18 protein-coding genes are annotated in these 17,716 nt (G+C 61.2%); 2 read left to right on the top strand and 16 right to left on the bottom strand.

Annotation, left to right across the window (positions count from 1 at the left end; genetic code table 11):
* Positions 1–160: 160 nt before the first annotated feature.
* The 3 genes from AC3E6W_RS04700 to AC3E6W_RS04690 form a co-directional block, all read right to left on the bottom strand.
* On the bottom strand, positions 161–1,837 hold the full coding sequence (locus AC3E6W_RS04700) for a transporter (RefSeq protein WP_371555767.1): 1,677 nt from the start codon (positions 1,835–1,837) through the stop codon (positions 161–163).
* On the bottom strand, positions 1,813–2,826 hold the full coding sequence (locus AC3E6W_RS04695) for an ABC transporter ATP-binding protein (protein ID WP_490652453.1): 1,014 nt from the start codon (positions 2,824–2,826) through the stop codon (positions 1,813–1,815). Before AC3E6W_RS04695 ends, AC3E6W_RS04700 begins: the two co-directional genes overlap by 25 nt.
* Positions 2,827–3,155: 329 nt before the next feature.
* Positions 3,156–4,145, bottom strand: coding sequence for a co-chaperone YbbN (locus AC3E6W_RS04690; protein ID WP_490652452.1), 990 nt, complete (start codon positions 4,143–4,145; stop codon positions 3,156–3,158).
* A gap of 363 nt (positions 4,146–4,508) precedes the next feature.
* Between AC3E6W_RS04690 and AC3E6W_RS04685 the strand changes: the two genes are divergently transcribed.
* Complete coding sequence (locus tag AC3E6W_RS04685) at positions 4,509–5,795, top strand: AI-2E family transporter (RefSeq protein ID WP_490652451.1); 1,287 nt, start codon at positions 4,509–4,511, stop codon at positions 5,793–5,795.
* Positions 5,796–5,979: 184 nt separating this feature from the next.
* On the opposite strand, the gene AC3E6W_RS04680 is transcribed toward AC3E6W_RS04685, so the two are convergent.
* The gene (locus tag AC3E6W_RS04680; RefSeq protein WP_490652450.1) at positions 5,980–6,795 is read right to left on the bottom strand and encodes an alpha/beta hydrolase; all 816 of its coding nucleotides are present in this window, start codon (positions 6,793–6,795) and stop codon (positions 5,980–5,982) included.
* Positions 6,796–6,904: 109 nt separating this feature from the next.
* On the bottom strand, positions 6,905–7,231 hold the full coding sequence (locus tag AC3E6W_RS04675) for an Rv1322 family protein (protein WP_049333654.1): 327 nt from the start codon (positions 7,229–7,231) through the stop codon (positions 6,905–6,907).
* Between the two features lie 69 nt (positions 7,232–7,300).
* Between AC3E6W_RS04675 and nucS the strand changes: the two genes are divergently transcribed.
* Complete coding sequence (gene nucS / locus AC3E6W_RS04670; RefSeq protein WP_490652449.1) at positions 7,301–8,014, top strand: endonuclease NucS; 714 nt, start codon at positions 7,301–7,303, stop codon at positions 8,012–8,014.
* 155 nt (positions 8,015–8,169) lie between these two features.
* On the opposite strand, the gene AC3E6W_RS04665 is transcribed toward nucS, so the two are convergent.
* From AC3E6W_RS04665 to AC3E6W_RS04615, 11 genes are all read right to left on the bottom strand, one after another.
* Positions 8,170–8,427, bottom strand: coding sequence for a F0F1 ATP synthase subunit epsilon (locus AC3E6W_RS04665; protein WP_294646440.1), 258 nt, complete (start codon positions 8,425–8,427; stop codon positions 8,170–8,172).
* A gap of 2 nt (positions 8,428–8,429) precedes the next feature.
* Positions 8,430–9,893, bottom strand: coding sequence for a F0F1 ATP synthase subunit beta (atpD, locus tag AC3E6W_RS04660; protein ID WP_490652448.1), 1,464 nt, complete (start codon positions 9,891–9,893; stop codon positions 8,430–8,432).
* A gap of 56 nt (positions 9,894–9,949) precedes the next feature.
* Complete coding sequence (locus tag AC3E6W_RS04655) at positions 9,950–10,891, bottom strand: F0F1 ATP synthase subunit gamma (RefSeq protein ID WP_490652447.1); 942 nt, start codon at positions 10,889–10,891, stop codon at positions 9,950–9,952.
* Positions 10,892–10,966: 75 nt separating this feature from the next.
* Positions 10,967–12,592, bottom strand: coding sequence for a F0F1 ATP synthase subunit alpha (gene atpA / locus AC3E6W_RS04650; RefSeq protein ID WP_049333664.1), 1,626 nt, complete (start codon positions 12,590–12,592; stop codon positions 10,967–10,969).
* Between the two features lie 188 nt (positions 12,593–12,780).
* Positions 12,781–13,593 (bottom strand): F0F1 ATP synthase subunit delta, encoded by an 813-nt coding sequence (locus AC3E6W_RS04645; RefSeq protein ID WP_049333666.1) that lies wholly within the window; start codon positions 13,591–13,593, stop codon positions 12,781–12,783.
* Complete coding sequence (locus AC3E6W_RS04640) at positions 13,593–14,150, bottom strand: F0F1 ATP synthase subunit B (RefSeq protein WP_049333667.1); 558 nt, start codon at positions 14,148–14,150, stop codon at positions 13,593–13,595. Before AC3E6W_RS04640 ends, AC3E6W_RS04645 begins: the two co-directional genes overlap by 1 nt.
* Positions 14,151–14,201: 51 nt before the next feature.
* Positions 14,202–14,405: an ATP synthase F0 subunit C gene (atpE, locus tag AC3E6W_RS04635; RefSeq protein WP_049333669.1), complete on the bottom strand. Its 204-nt coding sequence runs from the start codon at positions 14,403–14,405 to the stop codon at positions 14,202–14,204.
* Positions 14,406–14,576: 171 nt separating this feature from the next.
* On the bottom strand, positions 14,577–15,368 hold the full coding sequence (gene atpB, locus AC3E6W_RS04630) for a F0F1 ATP synthase subunit A (protein ID WP_005506462.1): 792 nt from the start codon (positions 15,366–15,368) through the stop codon (positions 14,577–14,579).
* Between the two features lie 112 nt (positions 15,369–15,480).
* Positions 15,481–15,741 carry a hypothetical protein gene (locus AC3E6W_RS04625; protein ID WP_005506464.1) on the bottom strand — a complete coding sequence of 87 codons (261 nt, stop codon included), beginning with the start codon at positions 15,739–15,741 and terminating at the stop codon, positions 15,481–15,483.
* A gap of 28 nt (positions 15,742–15,769) precedes the next feature.
* On the bottom strand, positions 15,770–16,342 hold the full coding sequence (locus AC3E6W_RS04620; protein WP_490652446.1) for a hypothetical protein: 573 nt from the start codon (positions 16,340–16,342) through the stop codon (positions 15,770–15,772).
* Positions 16,342–17,628 (bottom strand): MraY family glycosyltransferase, encoded by a 1,287-nt coding sequence (locus AC3E6W_RS04615; protein ID WP_490652445.1) that lies wholly within the window; start codon positions 17,626–17,628, stop codon positions 16,342–16,344. Before AC3E6W_RS04615 ends, AC3E6W_RS04620 begins: the two co-directional genes overlap by 1 nt.
* Between the last annotated feature and the right edge of the window lie 88 nt (positions 17,629–17,716).

Genomic DNA, 17,716 nt, shown 5'->3' with positions numbered 1-17,716 from the left:
CGCGGTCACCCCGCGGCTCCTAGCTCGTGCATGCCTCTCTCCATTCTAGTGGCTCATAGCAAACCCGCGGCCCGCAACCGTGACGATTGCGGGCCGCGGGCTCTGCGCCGGGTGCCGTGAGGGACGCGCGGCGAACCAGCACGGCGTCAGCTGCCGGGCGCTAGTTCACGCTGAATCGCGCCACGCGTTCCAGCATGCGGGGGCTCATCCGGTCGAAACGGCGGCCGCCCCAGACGACGCCTCCGACCAGCAGGCCCGCGCCGATCATCAGCTGCAGTACGCCTCCGATGACCAGCGTCAGCAGGTTCTGCGTGAGGAAAACGTACACGATCACGGAGATACCACCGGGCAGGGCGCTGAGCATCACCACGGCCATTGAAAGCATGAGGAGTAGCTGCTTGCCCATGCCCTCGTTATTCTTCGGGTTCTTGAACGGGTTAGCGCCGGGAGGCGCCACGGGCGGACTAATGAAGGTATCCAGCACACAGCCCATGCCTGCCGCCGCCGCGAACACGCCCAGCTGGTGCATCAGCACGATGGGGAAAAGTTCCAGGTGCCCGTTCACCGCAGAGGCCACCAGCACCATCAGCACCACAATCGGAGCAACGAGAATACTGTAGCCCCACAGGCGACCGATTCGGTCGTCGATACCTCGCAGCGGGGAGAGCACGTGCAGGCTAAAGGCCGTGTTGTCGTATGAAACGAGGAAGCACATGTAGTAGCCGGTGAAGACGGTGCAGAAGTAGATCCAGAATCCGAAGAGCTGCATCACGCCGCTATTGACGACTTGTGTAGCCTGCTCGGGGTTGGGGCCGAAGCCAATCTCCCCATGGATGCTCCCGCCCGTGGCCGACATGAAGAGGGGAAAGCCAACCGCCAGGAGCAGGTACATCATGACCGTGGTAACCGTCAGCATCTGCAGGCGGTTGTCCTTGAGCAGCGAGTGTAGGGTGCGGGCCGCCACCGCGCCGCGCGGGGTTGCGGGGAACCGAGCGAACAGACCCAGGTCGCCCGCGGCAACTTCGGCTGCGCTCGCGTGATGGGCGCTACCGCCAACGTTCGCCATGGAGCGCGCGAGGTTCTTACCCCACAGCCACCAGCCGCCGGCCAGGTAGCCGAGGGTCAGCACCAGGCATCCGAGGGCCGCGGGAACGTTACCCGCCGCGAGCCAGTAGGGTACGGCGTAGGCCGAACCGAAGGGAGTCACGCCCAGCCACGGCAGGAACGGGAGCAGCGCATCCCAGTGCCTCATCAGGTAGGTTGCGGTACCGCCGGAGATAAAGCCCATGCTCATCATGAGCACCGCAGCCACAATCATCAGCCCGTTGGCGACGCGCGGGTTTGCGCTCAGCATGATACCCAGGCGGTTGGCCAGGCGTGCCCACACCATGAGGTTGGCCAGGCCCAGTACCGCGCAAACCAGGTACACGATCAGCAGGAGCGGCTGGGAACCGTACGCGATGAGGCCCAGGAGCACGGCTAGCACGGAGGCAACGCCGGGGATGCCCACGAACCCGCCGAGGAACTGCCCCTTCTGCAGGGTGGCGGGCTCGATGGGGAAGAGCACGAATCGGCTCTCGTCCAGGGTGCCGTCCAGACCGCTGAAGAAGATGGGGACGACCGACCAGCCAATAGCGAGCACCGAGCCGGCCAGTAGCGCGATGAGCGGACCGGTTTCGGGCGCCTCAAAGGCCGCCGCCAGGTACCCGACGGCGAGGCCAAGGAGCGCGAGGACCGCGTAGACGGCGGCGATGACCAGACCGATAACCGCCCAGACGCTACGGCGGAAGGAGGCCTGCACATACTTCCACTTTAGTGAGACGAGGTGCCCAACCATGACAATCCTTCCGAGGAAGTGCGGCCACCAACCAGCTGCACGAATCGTTCTTCAAGGCTCACGCCGGCACGTACTTCGTCGACGGTTCCGGCGGCAAGGATTCGGCCCGAGTCCATAATCGCCACATGATCGCACAGGCGCTGCACGAGGTCCATGACGTGTGAGGAGATAACGACGGTGCCGCCGGATGCGACAAAGCCGCGCAGGATGTCCTGAATATTGGCCGCGGAAACCGGGTCGACCGCCTCGAAGGGCTCATCCAGGATCAGCACGGAGGGCGCGTGGATAAGGGCCGCGGCGAGCGCAATCTTCTTGGTCATACCGGCGGAATAGTCGGCGACGGCGCGACCGGCCGCGTCGGTCAGGTCCATGGCGGCCAGCAGGTCCTTGACGCGGGAGGCAACGGTTTCCTTATCGATTCCGTGCAGGTAGCCGGAGTAGGTGATGAGCTGCTCGCCGGTAAGTTTGTCGAAGAGGTGCACGCCGTCGGGCAGCACACCCAGGTGCGCCTTAGCCTTAAGCGGGTCGGCCCACATGTCAATACCGCGAATCAGCGCGGTACCCTCGGTAGGCTGAAGCATGCCGGTAACCATGGAAATGGTCGTGGTTTTACCCGCACCATTGCGGCCGACCAGCCCGTAGAACGAGCCGGAGGGAATCGTCAGGTTAATGCGATCCACCGCGACCTTGTCGTCGAAGAGCTTGGCGAGTCCCCGAATCTCGACGGCGGCTCCGGTCTGCGACGGTGCTTGGGGAGGCGCCACGGGAAATTGCGCGGGGGCCGGCTGGAACTGCGGGGGTTGCTGACCCGGCTGAGCATAGGCCGGCTGAGCGTAGGCGGCTTGTTCGGGTTGCTGGGCTACCGGCTGTTCGGGTTGAGCTGAGCTAGGTTGAACCGGGGTAGGCTGAGCTGGGCTCTGCGCTGCACCGTGCTGCGGCGTTCCGTGCTGCGGGTCGTGGGGCGGGGTGTTCACCGGATCCTGGGGCATCGTTGGTTCCTTACGCGTGAGAGTAACGGGTCACACTCTCACCCTATCACCCCCCCATTAGCCAAAATACCTTTTTCTGAAAGATGCTCAAAAATGTCATTTGTTCACAGTCCGGACGTTCAAGACCATTCGCAGAGAAGCCGTTCGCAGGGCGCCCCCACAGTGAAAATGCCGTACCCTACCCTGCCGGTGCGTTACGCACGCAAACGGGCCGCCACCCCGCCGACACTACAGGTCAACGAGGCGGCGGCCCGCCTATTGCACACCATTCCATACGATTCTCCGGTGGGTCCTCCCGGAGGTTGCCCCGGCCGCGCCGGGGAGCCTCTTTAGAACAGCGCCATGGTCAGCGCGGCACGCGCCTTCACCGTGCGCGGGTCCGAGGCGCCGACCACGTCGAAGAGCTGCACGAGGCGCTCGCGCACGCGCTTCTTATCGTCGGGGCCAACCGCACTGAACAGGCGCAGCAGGCGGTTGTAGGCATCCTCCACGTGGCCGCCCACCAGATCCAGGTCGGCCACGTTAAAGGCCGCCTCAATATTCAGCGGGTCGGATGCGGCGGCGGCGCGTTCGGTGGCCAGATCCAGGTCCTTCACGCGGGCCAGCAGCTCCACCTGCTCGAGGCCGAGTTTCGCCTCCTTATCGCCGGGATTCTCTGCGATGGCCTTGCGGTAGGCCTCACGGGCGGCGGGCAGGTCGCCGCGATCCAGGGCGGCCACGGCCTCAGCGTGCAGGGGCGGCAGGGGCTTTTCATCCTCGGGGACGGCGGGGTCAAAACCGCCAGGCAGCTGGTACTGGGCGGCGAGCTGCAGAACCTGCGAGAGCACGTCGGCCAGGTCCTCGGCACTGACCGGGCCGGTGTAGATCGGGGCGGGTCGCCCACCCAGCACGGCCACGCCGGCGGGTACGCCGCTCATGCCGAAGGCCTGCGCGGCCTCGGGCAGTTTGGTGATGTCCACGGCGGCGCAAATCATGGATCCGGCGGCGGAGTCCACAAGCTTCTGCACGCCCTCGAGCATCTGCAGTGAGGATGGTGAATGGGGCGCGTAGAGCGCGAAAATCACGGCGCCCTGGCTGGAGAGCTGAACGAACTTCTGGAACTCCTCGGGGGTGTTCACGTCGTAGCGCCAGGTGGGGGCGGCGGGGGCATCGGGCTGATTACCCGAGGATGCCGCGGACCCCTGCGTGCCGGAGGTGGGGTTCAGCTCCACGGCGTTGCGCACCGAGGCGGGGATGTTCGCCTCGGCCGGCGCAGTCTGCGCCCCACCCCGCGCGGCGTTGTTCTGCCCGCGGTCTGCCGGGTCAAAGATAATGCTCATCCTGCGTTCCTTCCGTTCACGTTGTTCGGCGTTTCCCGCCATTCAACTTCTCGTGCCGCGCGCACGTCGTTCACGACGGCTTTGAGCCCGGACGTTCTCGCGCGATAGCCCAATCTGCCGCGGCTCTTCTCTCCATTATCTCCGGTTCGGCTCGCCCGGGGGCAATAACTCCCGCCCCTTAGCTCTCAGCACATCCGAACCGATGGGGCGTGGTTGGTGCAACCGCACTCTCACGGGTCGGCCCCGTCGCGGTGGGCACAACCCTCACGGCCGTGAGCCGGTAGAATGGCACAGTAGAGAAACGCCGCAGACATACGCGACGTCGCAACGCACAAACCTCCGATTCCCTCGAAAAGGACCCGTATGAGCAATCAGAAGCACCCCTCCGGCGATGGCGGGGACCAGCACTCCGAGGAACACCACAAGAAGGAATCCCTCGCCGATCAGCTGACGGGTACCCTCACCGATCTGACCGAGAGCATCAGCCAGGTGCGCTCCAACCGCCGACGCGCATCTATGCCCCCGACCGATACTCTACCCGTGGTGTCGGCGGCCGGTAGCGATACTCCCCCGCCGCCGAAGGTCCTCGGTAACGGCAAGACCTCCATGATGCACAACCCCGTCGCGTTCGGCTTCCTCATGACCGTCGGTGTGGGTCTGGCCCTGCTGGCCTACTACATCTTCAATAACGTGGGTGCCCTGGTGGGCTGGGTGACCGGCGCTATTTTCATTGCGCTGGGTCTGGACCCGATTGTGCGTCGCCTGGAGGCTTGGGGCATTAAGCGCAACATCGGTGTGATCGTGGTTCTCGCCGGTTTTGCCGGTGCCGTTGCCGCCCTGGTGATGAGCATCGGCCCGATTATTAGCGAGCAGGCCTCCAAGTTTGTGCAGTATGCCCCGAATATTTACCAAAACACTATCGATTCTGATTGGTACCACGAGCTCGATCAGCGCTTTAGCATCAGCAGCTGGGTGAATGAGAACGTCCCCAAGTTCCTGGAGTCAACGTTCTCTTCCTCGCAGGTCAATAGCTTTATGTCGAGCCTGTTGTCTGCCGGTTCTACCCTGGCGCAGAGCGTGACCGGCGTAATTATTGTTCTGTTCCTGTCCCTGTACTTCCTCACCTCGATGAACACCATCAAGGCCTGGGGTGTGCGTCTGGCGCCGGGTTCCAAGCGCGCCCGCGTCAAGTACATCACAGATAAGATCACCGACTCGGTGGGTAACTACGTGATGGGCCAGGCTATGGTGGCCATCTGCAACGCCCTTTTCGCTTTCTTCGCCATGCTCTTCCTGGGGTTCAGCTTCCCCCAGTTGATGGCCATCGTCATCCTAATTCTGGCGTTCATCCCGCTGGTTGGCGGCGTGGTGGCGCTGATTCTGACCTCGCTGATTCTGCTGACCCAGGGCTGGAGCATGGCGCTGTGGTTTGCGGTGGCGTACTTCCTGTACTTGCAGGTGGAGGCGTACCTGATTTCTCCGCGTATTATGGCTCGCGCTGTGTCGGTCCCTGCCGGTGTTGCGATTATTTCGGTGGCTGCCGGTGGCGCGCTCTGGGGCGTGCTGGGCGCACTGATTGCTATTCCGGCGGCGGCTTCCATGCTGATTCTGGTGCGTGAGGTGTTCATTCCTCGCCAAGACCAGTTATAGTCACTTCCCAGCTGTAGTCACCGCCCAACTGCAGTCACCTAGCTGTAAACAGCTGTAGGTTCTCTACGCGCTCGTTCTTCTTCCTGCGGGCAACTATCTCGTATAGATACGAAGGCGGCGGCTTTGGATGTTCTATCCAAAGCCGCCGCCTTTATGTTTTATGCCGTGTTTTTATACCGAACCTTTAGAGCTCGGTAATTTCTTCCGCCACGGGGCCGCTGTATTCGGTGGGCAGCTCGGTTTCGGTGCCGGTCACGATGCTCACCACGGTGTTGAGTACCTGCTGCACCGACTTCTCGCCCACCCACAGGTGCTTGCAGCCCTCGAAGGGAATCACGTGAGTGCGAGGCACGGCGGCGAAGCGCTCGCGGGCCGCGGGAGGTTGCAGGTAGTCGTCGTGCTCGGGGACCAGCGCGTACAGCGGGTTCGAGATCTTGTTCCACTCGTCCAGCTCGGCCGGGTGCACACGGTGCAGCGGCGGGGAGAGCAGAATCGCGCCGGTGAACTCGCCGGCGTATTCGGGGCCGTACTTGAGCACCAGCTCGGTGCCGAAGGACCAACCGACCAGCCAGGGGTTCGGCAGGGCGCGCTCGCGCACAAACTTCAGGATTGCGTCGAAGTCCTTCTTCTCGGCGAAGCCGCCGTCAAAGACGCCCTCGCTGGTGCCGCGAATCGAGGAGGTGCCGCGCGTGTTGAAGCGTAGCACCGCGATGTTCGCCAGGGCCGGCAGGCGGAAGGACGCCTTCTTGTACACGTGGGAGTCCATGTAGCCGCCGTGGGTGGGCAGCGGGTGGAAGGTCACCAGGGTTGCCTTGATTTCGCCTTCGGGCAGGGCCAGCTCGCCGACCAGGCGCTTGCCGTCGGCGGTGGTCACGACGAAGTTCTCGCGGCGTGCCGGTAGCACGGTGCGTGCCTTAATGGGGGTGGGTTCTGCGGGGGTGCTGAAGACGTAGCGGGCGGGATTGAATTCCTGCTCGCGGGTAACCTCTGCGGTGCTCATGGGGTTCCTTCACTCTTGAGATGTACGCGCGTGCGCGTCTGTCATTCTTCTGACGTTGGGGGTTCTAGCGTCTGGGTGCCGGATTGCCCGACGCGATGCTCTGCCGCGGCTATTTGCGGCGGGTCCTCCAGCAGTGCTGGTGCCAGTGCCGGCGCTCGTCGATGGCCCTCGAACGTCCCAGCGTGTGGCTCTCCTGCCACACCACCAGATGCGCGGTTCCCGGCGGAATCGGGCGGTAACATTCGGGGCACGTGTAAGTTTTACGGGCGTTCACCGCCGGAATGTACTGCACGAGCCAATCGCCGAAGCGGTCGCTCTCCAGGCGGGGCGCGGGGTCAAGAATCCTGCTGATGTCCCGTCCCGCGGGTGCGCTACGGTGCCACTTATCGCTGGTGGTACCGGACGCTCGCTTACCGGGGTGATTCTTACGTGCCATGAGCCCTATTCTACCGCGCCCGCTCCTGCCCTCTCCCCCGAGGCTGCGGATACCTGCTAGAGTGGACGGATGCATATTGTCATTGCTGAATGTTCCGTTGATTACGAGGGCCGCTTGCGCGCCCACCTTCCTCGCGCCACCCGCCTGCTCATGGTGAAGAACGACGGCTCGGTTCTCATTCACTCCGACGGCGGCTCCTACAAGCCCCTGAACTGGATGAGCCCTCCCTGTTCCCTACTGGTGGCTGAGCGTGAGGACGTTCCGCAGAGCATCCGTGAGGACCTGGAGCCCGACGTTCAGCAGCTCTGGACGGTGCAGGCCGCCAAGAGCGACGACCGTCTGCTCATTCGCATCTACAGCATCGAGCACGAGCACTCCACCGACCTGGGCGTGGACCCGGGCCTCATCAAGGACGGCGTGGAAGCCGACCTGCAGCGCCTGCTCGCCGAGCAGATCCACACCCTGGGCGAGGGCTACTCCCTCGTGCGCCGCGAATTTCCCACCGCGATTGGCCCGGTCGACATCATGGCCAAGGATGCGCACGGCGTCTCCGTGGCGGTCGAGCTCAAGCGTGTGGGCGATATCGACGGCGTGGAGCAGCTCACCCGCTACCTGGAGCTGCTCAACCGTGACCCGCTGCTAGCGCCGGTGCAGGGCGTATTCGCCGCTCAGACCATCAAACCGCAGGCCCGCACCCTGGCCGAGGACCGCGGCATCCGCTGCGTGAGCCTGGACTACGACGCCATGCGCGGCGTGGACGACAGCGCGGACCGCCTGTTCTAAGCAGCTCTAGACAACTCATAGGGGTGCTTCCTGTGCTTTGGGAAGCGTCCCTCTTTCTGCGCACACGATGTAGCCCGGATACGCCAATCGCCGGTGCCTCTCCCCTTGCGAGGTCGGGCACCGGCGATTGCTATATCACCGAGTCCAGGCGAGGCCTAGACCTGTGCGTGCTTGGCGGCGATGGTCACGTGATCGTTCGAGACGGTCAAGAAACCAGCGTTGAGGGTGGTCTTAATGGTTTCGCCCTCAACAGGTTCGATGAGCAGCTCGCCGTCCTGTGCCAGCAGTGCGCAGGTGGGGATCATGCCCGGCAGAATACCGAGCTCACCGTCGACGGAACGTGCACGAACGTAGTTCGCCTCACCCGTCCACACCGTGCGCTCACGGGAAACAACTTCAACTTTCAGAGCCATGATTACTTAGCTCCAGTCTGTGCCTTGATTTCCTCGTAGCGGCGCATAACGTCGTCCATACCACCAATGTTGTAGAACGCCTGCTCGGGGATGTGGTCGACATCGCCGTTGCAGATCATCTGGAAGGACTCGATGGTGTCCTTCAGCGGAACGGTCGAACCCTCGACACCGGTGAACTGCTTTGCAGTGTAGGTGTTCTGGGAGAGGAACTGCTCGATACGACGTGCGCGAGCCACGACAATCTTCTGCTCCTCGGAGAGCTCGTCCACACCCAGAATCGCGATGATGTCCTGCAGTTCCTTGTTTTCCTGCAGAATAGCCTTCACGCGAATTGCGGTGTCGTAGTGCTCCTGACCGATGTACTGTGCGTCCAGAATTCGGGAGGTGGAGGACAGCGGGTCAATTGCCGGGTACAGACCGCGCGATGCGATTTCACGAGAGAGCTCGGTGGTCGCATCCAGGTGCGCGAAGGTGGTTGCCGGCGCCGGGTCGGTGTAGTCATCCGCAGGCACATAAATTGCCTGCATGGAGGTGATGGAGTGACCGCGGGTGGAGGTAATACGCTCCTGCAGCAGACCCATTTCGTCCGCCAGGTTCGGCTGGTAACCCACTGCGGAGGGCATACGGCCCAGCAGGGTGGAAACCTCAGAACCTGCCTGAGTGAAACGGAAGATATTGTCGATGAAGAGCAGCACGTCCTGGTTCTGAACATCGCGGAAGTACTCCGCCATGGTCAGACCGGTCAGCGCCACGCGCAGACGGGTTCCCGGGGGCTCATCCATCTGGCCGAACACGAGGGCGGTGTCCTTCAGAACGCCTGCCTCTTCCATTTCGACCCACAGGTCGTTACCCTCACGGGTACGCTCGCCAACACCGGTGAACACGGAGGTACCACCGAAGTTACGAGCCACACGGGTAATCATTTCCTGGATCAGCACGGTCTTACCCACGCCTGCACCACCGAACAGACCGATCTTACCGCCCTTGATGTAGGGGGTCAGAAGGTCGATGGACTTGATGCCGGTCTCCAGCATTTCGGTGGAGCCTTCCAGCTCTGCGAAGCCGGGAGCGGCACGGTGGATCGGCCAGTAGGTGTCAGCCTTGATCTCGGAGTTCGGCACGTCGAGGGCGTCACCGAGCACGTTGAAGAGGTGACCCTTCACGCCGTCACCGACGGGAACGGAAATCGGTGCGCCGGTGTCGACCACAGCCTGACCGCGGACCAGGCCGTCGGTCTGCTGCAGGGAGATAGCGCGAACGATTGAGTCGCCCAGGTGCTGTGCGGTCTCGAAGGTGATGGTGCGGGTGCGACCGTCAAGGGTCAGCTCGGTGGTCAGAGCGTTGTAAATCTCGGGGACCTGACCGGCGGGGAACTCGACGTCGACCACGGGGCCGATGACGCGGGCAATACGACCCGTTGCGCCCTGAGTCGGTGCGGAGACCGATTCGTTGTAGGTGGCAGTCATATTTCTCACTTACTTAGAAAGTTTGGACAGTTGATGGCTTCGTTGGCGTACAAGTACTAGGAGTCGAGGGCGTCTGCGCCGCCCACGATTTCGGAGAGCTCCTGAGTAATTTCCGCCTGACGTGCGTTGTTCATCAAACGGGTGTACTTGGTAATCAGCGTCTCAGCGTTGTCACCTGCGGTCTTCATTGCGCGCTGGCGGGATGCCAGCTCACTTGCCGCTGCCTGCAGCAGGCAGGAGAAGATACGCGATGCAATGTAGCGCGGCAACAGCGCGTTGAGCACTTCCTCAGCGGAGGGCTCGAACTCGAAGGATGCCGCCTGCTCGTACTCAGCCTTGGTCAGTTCCTGATCGGGAACGATTTCCTCGCCCAGTTCCTTTGCCTCGCCCACGTGGATGGGCAGCAGGCGCAGGATCTTGGGTTCCTGAACAACCATCGACTTGAACTCGGTGTATACGATGTGCAGCTCGTCCACGCCGCCCTCCTCGAAGGGCAGGTCGTAGGCCTCAAGTAGCGCATCGCGAATCTCGACGGCGGTTTCAACACGAGGTGCATCGGTGTGTCCCTCCCACGCACGGGCGTAGGGGCGCTCACGGAACTCGAAGTAAGCCTTTGCCTTACGACCAACCAGGTACAGCTGTACCTCCTGGCCGTTAGAGCGCAGCCTCTCAATCAGAGATTCGGTACGACGCAGGATAGCGGAGGAGTACGAGCCGGCCAGACCGCGGTCGCTGGTAACAACCAGGATTGCGGAGCGGCGGTGTTCGTAGGCTCCGGACTCGTTCGGCTTGTGAATCAGCGGGTGCTTAATACCGTGCTGAGTCGCAACCGCAGTCACCACGCGGGTCAGAGCGTTCGCGTAAGGGCCGGCAGCCTGAGCAGCGTTACGAGCCTTGTTAATGCGGGAGGTCGCGATCATCTCCATCGCCTTGAAGATCTTCTTCATGGACGACGTCGAAGCAATCTTCTGTCGGTAAACCCTAATCTGGGCTCCCATAGAGCTTCCTTTCTCCTGCTCGTCTGCCCCGCCCCGACCCTAGAGCCGGGGCGGGCAGGGAGCGAGGACTAATCGCTAACCGATGGTTTCCTGGGTGATGTCGCTATCGCGAGCTGCCTTGTGCTCCTCGTGACCTGCGTCGACGAGGTGGCTGCTGCCCTCAGACTGGAAACCCTGCTTGAACTCGGTCACCGCGGTCTTCAGAGCGGCAACGGTGTCGTCCTCAAGCTTGCCGGAGGAGGCGATGTCGGTCAGGACCGAGGTCTTGTGACGCAGGTACTCGATGAAGCCTGCCTCGAAGCGCAGCACGTCGGAGACCTCAATGTCGTCGAGGTAGCCGTTGGTGCCGGCCCAGATGGAGACAACCTGCTCCTCGACGGCGTACGGGGTGTACTGCGGCTGACGCAGCAGCTCGGTCAGGCGGGAACCGCGGGTCAGCTGAGCCTTGGTGGCGTCGTCCAGGTCGGATGCGAACATCGCGAACGCTTCCATCGCACGGTACTGTGCCAGCTCCAGCTTCAGGGTACCGGAGACCTTCTTCATAGCCTTGGTCTGTGCGGCACCACCAACGCGGGACACGGAGATACCGACGTCCACTGCCGGGCGCTGGTTAGCGTTGAACAGATCGGACTGCAGGAAGATCTGGCCGTCAGTAATGGAGATGACGTTGGTCGGGATGAAGGCGGAAACGTCGTTTGCCTTGGTCTCAATGATCGGGAAGCCGGTCATCGAGCCTGCGCCCAGGTCGTCGGAGAGCTTAGCGCAACGCTCCAGCAGGCGGGAGTGCAGGTAGAAGACGTCACCGGGGTATGCTTCACGTCCCGGCGGGCGACGCAGCAGCAGGGACACGGCGCGGTATGCTTCTGCCTGCTTCGACAGGTCGTCGAAGATGATGAGGACGTGCTTGCCGCCGTACATCCAGTGCTGGCCGATAGCCGAACCGGTGTAGGGTGCCAGGTACTTGAAGCCGGCTGCGTCGGATGCGGGAGATGCCACGATGGTGGTGTACTCCAGCGCGCCGCGGGTCTCCAGGGTGTGGCGGACAGCTGCGATGGTGGATGCCTTCTGGCCAACGGCCACGTAGATGCATCGAACCTGCTTGTCCGGGTCACCGGAAGCCCAGTTGTCCTTCTGGTTCAGGATGGTGTCGATCGCGATAGCGGTCTTACCGGTCTGGCGGTCACCAATGATCAGCTGACGCTGACCGCGGCCGATCGGAATCATCGAGTCAATTGCCTTCAGACCGGTCTGCAGCGGCTCGTGAACCGACTTACGCTGGGTCACGCCGGGAGCCTGCAGCTCCAGTGCGCGGCGGCCTTCAGCCTCGATGGGGCCCAGGTCGTCAATCGGGTTACCCAGGGGGTCAACAACGCGACCGAGGTACGCGTCGCCAACGGGCACCGAGAGAACCTCACCGGTGCGGTGTACAACCTGGCCCTCTTCAATACCGGTGAAGTCACCCAGGACAATCACACCAATATTGCGGGTATCCAGGTTCTGTGCGAGGCCGAGGGTGCCGTCTTCGAAACGAAGCAGCTCATTCGCCATCACCGAGGGCAGACCCTCGACGCGAGCGATACCGTCGGAGGCCGATACAACTCGACCCACCTCAACACGTTCTGCATTGCCGGGTTCGTAAGACGCTGCAAACTCGTTCAGCGCATTACGGACATCGTCGGCATTGATGGTCAGTTCGGCCATCTTGTGTCCCTGCTCTCTCATTGTGGTTACGTTCCATCAACGGAACTAACCGAAACTTGCAATTCGGGCTCAACGGGCGGGCCATGCCGCCTCCGCGTTGGAGGAGGCATACGCCGCGCACCCGCCTACCCGAGGTATCTTCTAAATCACCGTTGCGACGAACGGTTCAGCGTCGCTAGCTTGAGCCGCTAGCCGATGGAACGAGACAGGTCGGACATACGGGTCTCGACGGTACCGTCGATCACCTCGTCGCCCACCTGAACACGCAAACCGCCCAGAACGGCGGGATCCACCGAAACGTCGAGCTTCAGCTCGCGGCCGTACACGGCGTTGAGTGCGCGACCGAGACGTTCAAGCTGTGCCTGCGACAGGTTGATTGCGCTGGTAACGCGCGCAATGTAACGGTTCTGTCGCTTGACGATGATTTCTGCGAACTCGTCGGCAGCCCGCGCGGCGTGGAGGCCACGAGGATTAGAGCCAACTCGTTCGAGCAGAAGCACACCCTCGGCGGTGGTGGCGGGGCCACCGAGCGCCACGGCGAGCTTCTTCTTTGCTTCTTTGCTTGCCTGATGGTCGGACAGCGCTTCCTGCGCCTGAGCGTTGGAATCAACGGTACGCACAAAGGTGAGTAGTTCGTTGAGTACCTCGTCCAGGGCATCCACGCCACCGCGAGACTGAGCCGATGCGATCACGGCGAGCACCGCTGCACGTTCCAGGGCATCCGCCAGGTCGGAATCCTCGGACCAGCGCTGAGCCACCGCGTTGGTGAGTACAGCCATGGCCTGCGAAGAGATCTTGCCGTCAAAAACGGAATTGACGATTCCCTGGCGGGCCGCTGCGTCACGCGAAGAATCGGTGACGGCGCGGCGAAGGGTGCCGTTATGGTCGAGCACGTCGACCAGTGCGAAAAGCTCGCCCGCAAGCTTCAGAGGCTGCAGGGAAGCGTGGGCTTCCAGAACCTCTTCCACCTTGCTCAGTGATTCAGTAGATACTCCTGCCATTACCGAGCCGCACCTGCGTTCTGCTTCTCGGTTTCAAGGTCAGCAAGAAAACGATCTACCACACGGGCCGATCGCTCATCATCGTTGAGGGCTTCGCCCACAATCTTGCCGGCAAGGGTCGTAGCCAGAGTGCCAACCTCGGAACGGAGGGACACTGCTGCTGCCGCACGCTCTGCCTCGATAGCCTTCAACGCGTTATCGCTAATGCGCTGTGCTTCAGCGGTTGCACGCTCGCGAGCGTCGGCAATGATTGCCTCGCCCTCTGCGCGTGCCTCTTCACGAATCTTCTGAGCCTCCAGTCGAGCGCTTTCGAGCTGCTGGGTGTACTCATCGCGAGCCGCTGCAGCCTCTGCCTGTGCCTTCTCGGCCTTGGCAAGGCCACCTTCGATTGCTTCCTTACGGTCCTGGTAGATCTTCTCGAACGCCGGGACAACGTACTTAGCAACGATGTAGTAGAGGATCAGGAATCCGATGAGGGTAATGACAATTTCCCCGACGTCGGGAATGAGGGGGTTCGAAGCTGCCTCCGCTCCCCCTTCGCTTGCCAGATAAATCATGGAGGGAATCCTGTTCTATGGGATGGGTCGTTTAGGATGTGGCGGAGCCGGTTACTTGATGAAGACGAGAACCAGGCCCAGAATTGCCAGTGCCTCGACCAGCGCGAAGCCCAGGAACAGCATGGGCTGCAGAGTCTTCTGAGACTCGGGCTGACGAGCAACGCTGGTCATGTAAGCCGCGAAGACCAGACCCACGCCGATGCCGCCGCCGATAGCTGCCAGACCGTAGCCAACCGCAGTGATGGAACCAACCATTATTTTTCCTTTCAACAGTGCTCAACCGGGAACATACCCGAACAGAGCAGAGTTTGATTTGAGTTATAGCCCGCACAATGAACGTGTGGGTTGCTTTATTCTCGTCCGGAGCCGGTACCCCAGCCCCGAACGCGAAAACCTAATAAAAAATTTAGAGTGTCAGCAAACTGACTAGTGTCCCTCGGAAACCGAGCCCTGCAGGTACACAGCCAGCAGCAGAGCGAACACATAAGCCTGGATGCACTGAATCATGAATTCCAGGAAGTACAGGAACATGCCCAGAGCACCGGGAGCAATAGCAGCCAGGTAGCCGATGCCGCCCAGAGTCTCAACCATGTAGGTCACCATGCTGGATGCAACCATCAGCGCCAGGTGACCACCGAACATGGTCGCGAAGAGACGCAGTGCGTGAGTTGCGGGACGAATCAGCAGGTTCGAGAAGAACTCAATCGGAATCAGGATGGGGTAAATCCAGACCGGCAGACCCGAAGGCATGGTGATGTCCTTGAAGAAGCCGCCCAGGCCCTTGCGCTTGATACCAACACCAACCCAGGTCAGGTATGCGACGCCAGCCAGTGCGTAGGCGCTACCGGGGTGGGAGAAGGAGGGCAGCTGAACAAACGGAATCGAACCGAAGAGGTTGTTCACCAGAACGAAGAAGAAGGAGGCGAACAGAATCGGCACGAAAGGCTTGTAGTGCTGAACGCCCAGGGTTTCCTTGCCGAGGGAGTTGCGAGCAAACATGTAGCCAGACTCAGCGATGAACTGAGTCTTGCCGGGAACCATGGCGCGCTTACGTGCTGCGGTGAGGAAGAATACCGCGATAATCACCACGGACAGCAGAATCAGTACGTTCTGCTTACCGAAAGCCAAATCACCAATGGTGAAGAAGGGGGGCAGATGCATGTCTTCGGGGGTCGGCGGCACATAGGCTTCCGCGAGGATCAACCCGTTCTCGATCAAAGCAAGTCCTTTCTTGCTACTAGTGGCTATCAAGAGCCCATGTCTGCCTATAAACGACTGACATGCTAACTACATGGATGAATGTGTGACCTAGCGGTCCGCGTTCAATGACCTAACGGTCTTTATTTTGCCTGGTCATGTGGGTAAAGACGAGGGTCAAACCTCCGACAGCGCCAATCAAGACGCCAACCCACACCAGCCAGGTGGTGGAGAAGACCAGGTCACCGAGGTAACCGATGCCTCCCCACACCGCTACACCGATGATCAGATAGAGAATCGACATGACGGCGCCGGAGAGACCTCCGTCAGATACCAATTCTCCGGTGGTGCGGAGCTTTTTATCTCCGTCCCACCACTTCTTCTCTTCGGCCAAACGTTTTTCCTTTCAAACACCAATCGTGTTACCGACCATGGTCTTCCGAGTCGGTGTCGAAGTACAAAATTCTTAGTCGTGCGATGCTGACTGTTTCAATAACAATCCACAGAATCACGCCGGTACATGCGCCTGCGAGAGTCCAACCGTGCCTCAGATTCTCGGGGAATGGCACAAACATCAATACCAGACCGAGCAGAGCAATCTTCACGAGGTAGCTCACCACCAGCGATTTGGGTACACCCCAGTCGAAAATGGGAGCAACCAACATAACTAATACGCCCAGAGTGAAGCATATATAGATTATCAGAAAGCCCAATGTTATTCCTAGCGCGCCCACGGGGCCCGCAAACAGGTACGCACTCATCATACCGCCCAACCAAGCCAGCAGAGAGTAAGCCGATACCCTGTAGAACAAAAATTTCCAGGAAAGCTCTTGACTCTCGAAAGAAGATGCCTTCAAACCTGCTTGAGCACGCTCTCGGCGGCGTTTCTGCTGCTTCTTGCACTCCGCCGGCGGATACCACAGAACGTCCACCACGCGCCTCCAGAGAGGCTCTACAGGAGCCTCAGCCGAAGGTTTAGAGTGTTCAGAAACCATTAGTGTTTCTCCCCACGATTCTGATTAGACTGCGTCGAAGAAGAGGAAGCAGAAGAAGGCTGACCCGCACGATCCTTCACCGAATCCGGAATGATCGGCTCCGGATGCAGCGAGGTCGGCTCCACATTCTCAGGAGTCGCAGGAACACCAGTTGCCGAAGTCAAAGAGCCGGTAGCAGGCTCCGAAGTTGCCGACTTCGCCTTCGGCGCCGAACCCTTCGAATCCGCTGCAAAACGCTTCGACAGGTCAATCGTAGAGGTAGGAGCCTCGCCACCAAAGAGCTGCGGCATACGCAGGTACACCACCAGCACGGCAAGAGCCACAAGAACCACACCCACGGTCGCCACCACAGATCCCGCAGCATACAAATCAGACGCAAACGCCAACAGCACCCATACCAGAATGGTCGTACCGGTCACCACGGCGGTCGAACCAAGGTGGCTGAAACCAACATCCGTCAGACGCTGATACGTGTGAGTGCGGTGCGGCTTGTACCATTGCTCCCCCGCCATAAAACGACGGAACAGAGTCGTACCCGCGTCCGCCAGATAAGTCATCAGCGGAGCAAAAGCCAACAGGAACGGAACATCTGCAAACCAGGCACCCACAGCCAACGTGCCCAGCGCCGCACCCAAAACATAAGAACCCGCATCGCCCAAAAACACGTTCTTACCCGGGCGCACATTCCACGGCAGGAACGCCGCAAAAGCACCGGCAACAGCCACACCCGCCAAAGCCAGCCACGGCAAGTTCACCATCCAGCCGGTCAGCGCATACGCCAAACCAGCCACCAGACCGTGAGCACCAGAAATACCGTTAATGCCGTCCATAAAGTTGGCCACGTTAATGTAGCCCGCGATGAACACGGCACCGACCACCACCAGCAGCGGGTTGGTACCCTGAACCGTCGCGAAACTGACGCTCACCAGCACACCGATGACCAGCTGCAGGCCCGCACGACGCACAATGCTCACGCCGCGAATATCTTCGAGCCAGCCCAGGGCCAGGGAGAAAAGCATGGCGGCGGCAATCGTGATGGCCAGCTGCAGGGACTCGGCGGAGCGGTAGGTCCAGCCCAGCAGGGTCGCCACGAGGAAAGCCAGCAGGGTCGCCGCGGCCGTCGCCAGGCCCATGCCGCGGTAGGTCGGCGTGGTGTGCGAGGACCGTTCGTTGGGGATGTCCACCATGTTGTAACGATGCAGAATCGGACGCACCGCAAAGGGCAGGAGGGCACCGGCAATCACCGCAAGAACGAAAATGCTCGTTAGCTCGGGAAAGGAGGTCATGAGGGCTCCGGGTCGTACTGTCTCGTGAATGTGTTTATCGTATGGCTCTGCCGACCCCGGGGCGCCGGGAAGACGCTCCGATAGGGGC

It is taken from the genome of Rothia sp. SCPM-O-B-18226 (M350) (genome assembly GCF_058213595.1).
This window is presented reverse-complemented; position numbering and strand designations above follow the sequence as displayed.

Bases quoted from the DNA above. Each gene is read 5' to 3' on its own strand.
- atpA (WP_049333664.1), bottom strand. From the start codon at position 12,592: ATGGCCGAACTGACCATCAATGCCGACGATGTCCGTAATGCGCTGAAC.
- AC3E6W_RS04645 (WP_049333666.1), bottom strand. From the start codon at position 13,593: ATGGCAGGAGTATCTACTGAATCACTGAGCAAGGTGGAAGAGGTTCTG.
- AC3E6W_RS04640 (WP_049333667.1), bottom strand. From the start codon at position 14,150: ATGATTTATCTGGCAAGCGAAGGGGGAGCGGAGGCAGCTTCGAACCCC.
- AC3E6W_RS04620 (WP_490652446.1), bottom strand. From the start codon at position 16,342: ATGGTTTCTGAACACTCTAAACCTTCGGCTGAGGCTCCTGTAGAGCCT.
- AC3E6W_RS04615 (WP_490652445.1), bottom strand. From the start codon at position 17,628: ATGACCTCCTTTCCCGAGCTAACGAGCATTTTCGTTCTTGCGGTGATT.
- atpD (WP_490652448.1), bottom strand. From the start codon at position 9,893: ATGACTGCCACCTACAACGAATCGGTCTCCGCACCGACTCAGGGCGCA.
- atpE (WP_049333669.1), bottom strand. From the start codon at position 14,405: ATGGTTGGTTCCATCACTGCGGTTGGCTACGGTCTGGCAGCTATCGGC.
- AC3E6W_RS04695 (WP_490652453.1), bottom strand. From the start codon at position 2,826: ATGCCCCAGGATCCGGTGAACACCCCGCCCCACGACCCGCAGCACGGA.
- AC3E6W_RS04680 (WP_490652450.1), bottom strand. From the start codon at position 6,795: ATGAGCACCGCAGAGGTTACCCGCGAGCAGGAATTCAATCCCGCCCGC.
- AC3E6W_RS04655 (WP_490652447.1), bottom strand. From the start codon at position 10,891: ATGGGAGCCCAGATTAGGGTTTACCGACAGAAGATTGCTTCGACGTCG.
- AC3E6W_RS04700 (WP_371555767.1), bottom strand. From the start codon at position 1,837: ATGGTTGGGCACCTCGTCTCACTAAAGTGGAAGTATGTGCAGGCCTCC.
- AC3E6W_RS04690 (WP_490652452.1), bottom strand. From the start codon at position 4,145: ATGAGCATTATCTTTGACCCGGCAGACCGCGGGCAGAACAACGCCGCG.
- AC3E6W_RS04675 (WP_049333654.1), bottom strand. From the start codon at position 7,231: ATGGCACGTAAGAATCACCCCGGTAAGCGAGCGTCCGGTACCACCAGC.
- nucS (WP_490652449.1), top strand. From the start codon at position 7,301: ATGCATATTGTCATTGCTGAATGTTCCGTTGATTACGAGGGCCGCTTG.
- AC3E6W_RS04685 (WP_490652451.1), top strand. From the start codon at position 4,509: ATGAGCAATCAGAAGCACCCCTCCGGCGATGGCGGGGACCAGCACTCC.
- AC3E6W_RS04665 (WP_294646440.1), bottom strand. From the start codon at position 8,427: ATGGCTCTGAAAGTTGAAGTTGTTTCCCGTGAGCGCACGGTGTGGACG.